Genomic DNA, 2846 nt, shown 5'->3' on the forward strand with positions numbered 1-2846 from the left:
CAGCCAGTCCAATGTTTGCCCGCTTGTTAAGCTCTCGATTTAGCTTGGCTTGGTCTAGTTCCTGCTTCATGCTGTAGAACGCTTTAACCAGTGCCTTCTTAAACTCTTTTACCTGCGGTGTGTTGTCTAGAAGTGTGATTAAAAAAGTTGCTTGCTGTTCATTCAATTTGTAAATCTTAGTAGGACGTCCACCCGATGAACCTGCTAGAGGTTTTCGGACACCGTGTCTCAAAACCCCAAACTCTTTTAACATTCGTTCATTTCGCTTAATTGCTTTATTGATACTTGGGACAGCTACTCCTGTGTATTTACCAATAATTTCATTGGTCGTGTACAGCTCATCCTGTAATTTCTTGTAATAGACTAATTCCATTCGTTCTTTTCCTTTCTAGGTTTAGCATTTTCAAAATGCAATACTTACATTTTTATGCGAAAGTATTCATCTTTCACGGTGGCCTTAACTAAGCTGGTCTTTTGTCGTATCTTCCAAGGTGGCCAAGTCAGTTAAAACATTGCTAATTTTCGTTTGAGCCAGTCTCATAGATAGGATTAGTTCCTTATGGCTTGGTTCAAGTCCCGGCATTTTAGATCCACCTAAGATAGTTTCAGCCTTGTGTAGTTCATCTTGGTAATACCCAATAGAGCTAAGTACGTCCTTGGTGTAGTCTCTGTTATCCACGGTTATCATCCCCTCTTAAGCGCTTTCTTGTGTGATTGCTTGGCTTCCATGTCTCGCACGGTGTAACCCGCTACATAGCCAACTACTCCAATACATGCCACTGTTACCAGCGTTGTTACAATGTTCCAAACTTCCATCTCATCCCCCTTAATGCCATTCTTCAATCGCTTTGCTAATTTCGTCACGGTCGTAAACCGTGCCATACCCTGTGACGTGCGCCCTCACTCGTCCAGCGTTCACTAGATGGCGCTTGAACGTGTTAGACGAACACCCTGCATACTTTGCCGAGTCCTTTAAATTAAGCCACCTTGGCCACTCTGTGACCGTCTGTGTTGTCTGCTCCATGCTCTGTGCTTACCTCCTATACATGTTCAGCAAGCCAATTAGAGACCCGCTTGTAAATATCAATGCGGACGGCTACGCCATCAGCTTGGCCTTCTATTCTGTTAAGTGTTGGACGTGATACCCCCAACTGCTTAGCTAGGCTATCCTTGGTTAAGGACAACTCGCCACGCTTTCGCCTAATCGCCTTTTGTGTATCTGGCGTTAAATACTGTAAATGTTGTGCCATAGCATTTCTCCTCACAATTTCGCTAACATTTCGTCAGTGTAAACAAAATATATCACTAATGTTTTGTTAGTGCAAGGATTGGTTTACATTTTGTTAGTTTTAAGCTAATATTTGAATATGAAACAGCTAAAAGAAGGCGTTGTATGACTAATAATTTGAGCAAATTAAGAAAAGAAAAAGGCCTTTCGATGATGGCCATGGCAAAAGAACTTGTTGAAGACGGGTATTTTGACAAGATTAGCGACGCTACTATTTCCAATTATGAAAATGGAAAACGTGAACCGAAACTAGCAACCTGGCAAAAACTGGCCGACTTTTTTGGGGTGTCTGTTGCGTATTTACAAGGTTTAACAAATTCAAAATATCAAGATGCTAGTTATAATAGTGATGTTGATTTTTTTGCTAAAAAACCAAGTGAGTTAGATTTTATCGATATTTTTAATAGAACATTTCCAGATAGATTCGAATCTGATGAAGAGGTTAAACTTTCATTTGGTAAAATTGTGTATACTACCCACTCACGAATACGTAAAGTAATGCCGCCTATGTATTCTGAACATAAATTAAACCGCTACAAAATTGCTTTTGATATGGTTGTAAATTCGCTTAACCTAATCGATGTCACAATTACTGATAACGAATTATCAAATTTTATTTTCAATATGCGTGCTTTTCTAGATATTTTAGAAGAAGATAGCCTTAACAATCTAAAATAAAAAAGCCCACTATGGGGCTTACGTGGCATACTACAATCGGGCGTTCAGAAGATGAGGATGAGGAAGAGTATTTATGAAAACAAAAATAGTACAAGCAATATCAGCACACGGCCTGGAGAAAAAACTAAACGAGGCGATTTTTGATATTGAACAACAAGGTCAAGAGGTTGTGAGTGTGACACCTTGGTCTGTAACATATCGAGCGCTAATTTTTTACAAATAAAAAAGCCCGTTATGGGGCTTTCATGATACAAAGCACATTGATTAGTAAGGGATGTACTGCAACTATTGGGGATGAAAGGATATATTAAAAATAATGAACACTAAATACAAACGATACATAACCTCCGCTGTGATTGTTGGTATTGTTGCGGTTGTCGGTTACACAGTTACTTATTTACTAGGACTGTAACAGGACAAATAAAAAAACTCTTGGGCTTACATGATCTAAAGCACCTATATTAGTGAGGCATGCCCCCCTTATTGGGGATGAAAGGATATTTTTAAAATAATGATTAAACAGCTAAAGAAAAAAGGCCTCGATGCACCCTTAGTACCATTCTTATATATTTTAGGGGGCATTCTTGCAATTGTCTACGGCATTGCCTTTCATAAATACTACAGTGGTTATATGTGGACGATTTTATATGGCGTTCTGATGATTTTTGCAGGCGCCATCTTTATCAATACCTCCATTCGAGGAAAGCACAAGATATGGAACAGTTTTTTATCAAAAATAACGATTGATCCTAATTCAAAAGTTCTTGACTTAGGTACTGGTCATGCAATGGTTTTGCTAATGTTTGCTAAACTTTTATCAGGTAATGGTCACGCTACAGGTATTGACTTGTGGCGCAACTCTGACCAGTCTGACAATAGT

At 39.0% G+C, this 2846-nt stretch carries 5 protein-coding genes and 1 pseudogene; 3 read left to right on the plus strand and 3 right to left on the minus strand.

From position 1 onward, the window contains the following. From IV71_RS05420 to IV71_RS05435, 3 genes are all read right to left on the minus strand, one after another. Positions 1-373 (minus strand): Rha family transcriptional regulator (locus IV71_RS05420; protein ID WP_162258598.1); only part of this gene is annotated, 373 nt, incomplete at its 3' end. A gap of 311 nt (positions 374-684) precedes the next feature. Next, on the minus strand, positions 685-882 hold the full coding sequence (locus IV71_RS08055) for a hypothetical protein (RefSeq protein WP_158534699.1): 198 nt from the start codon (positions 880-882) through the stop codon (positions 685-687). Positions 883-1040: 158 nt separating this feature from the next. Then, positions 1041-1250, minus strand: a complete 210-nt coding sequence (locus IV71_RS05435; protein WP_010691073.1) for a helix-turn-helix domain-containing protein — start codon at positions 1248-1250, stop codon at positions 1041-1043. Between the two features lie 143 nt (positions 1251-1393). Between IV71_RS05435 and IV71_RS07755 the strand changes: the two genes are divergently transcribed. The 3 genes and pseudogenes from IV71_RS07755 to IV71_RS08060 all read left to right on the plus strand — a co-directional run. Continuing rightward, on the plus strand, positions 1394-1966 hold the full coding sequence (locus IV71_RS07755; RefSeq protein ID WP_010691071.1) for a helix-turn-helix domain-containing protein: 573 nt from the start codon (positions 1394-1396) through the stop codon (positions 1964-1966). 73 nt (positions 1967-2039) lie between these two features. Further along, positions 2040-2189, plus strand: a complete 150-nt coding sequence (locus IV71_RS07955) for a hypothetical protein (protein WP_010691069.1) — start codon at positions 2040-2042, stop codon at positions 2187-2189. Between the two features lie 288 nt (positions 2190-2477). After that, positions 2478-2846, plus strand: a pseudogene (locus tag IV71_RS08060) (SAM-dependent methyltransferase); the annotation flags it as partial.

The sequence above is a fragment of the Fructobacillus fructosus KCTC 3544 genome, from assembly GCF_001438695.1.
Lineage (GTDB): Bacteria > Bacillota > Bacilli > Lactobacillales > Lactobacillaceae > Fructobacillus > Fructobacillus fructosus.

Bases quoted from the DNA above. Each gene is read 5' to 3' on its own strand.
- IV71_RS08055 (WP_158534699.1), bottom strand. From the start codon at position 882: ATGGCACGGTTTACGACCGTGACGAAATTAGCAAAGCGATTGAAGAAT.
- IV71_RS05435 (WP_010691073.1), bottom strand. From the start codon at position 1,250: ATGGCACAACATTTACAGTATTTAACGCCAGATACACAAAAGGCGATT.
- IV71_RS07755 (WP_010691071.1), top strand. From the start codon at position 1,394: ATGACTAATAATTTGAGCAAATTAAGAAAAGAAAAAGGCCTTTCGATG.
- IV71_RS07955 (WP_010691069.1), top strand. From the start codon at position 2,040: ATGAAAACAAAAATAGTACAAGCAATATCAGCACACGGCCTGGAGAAA.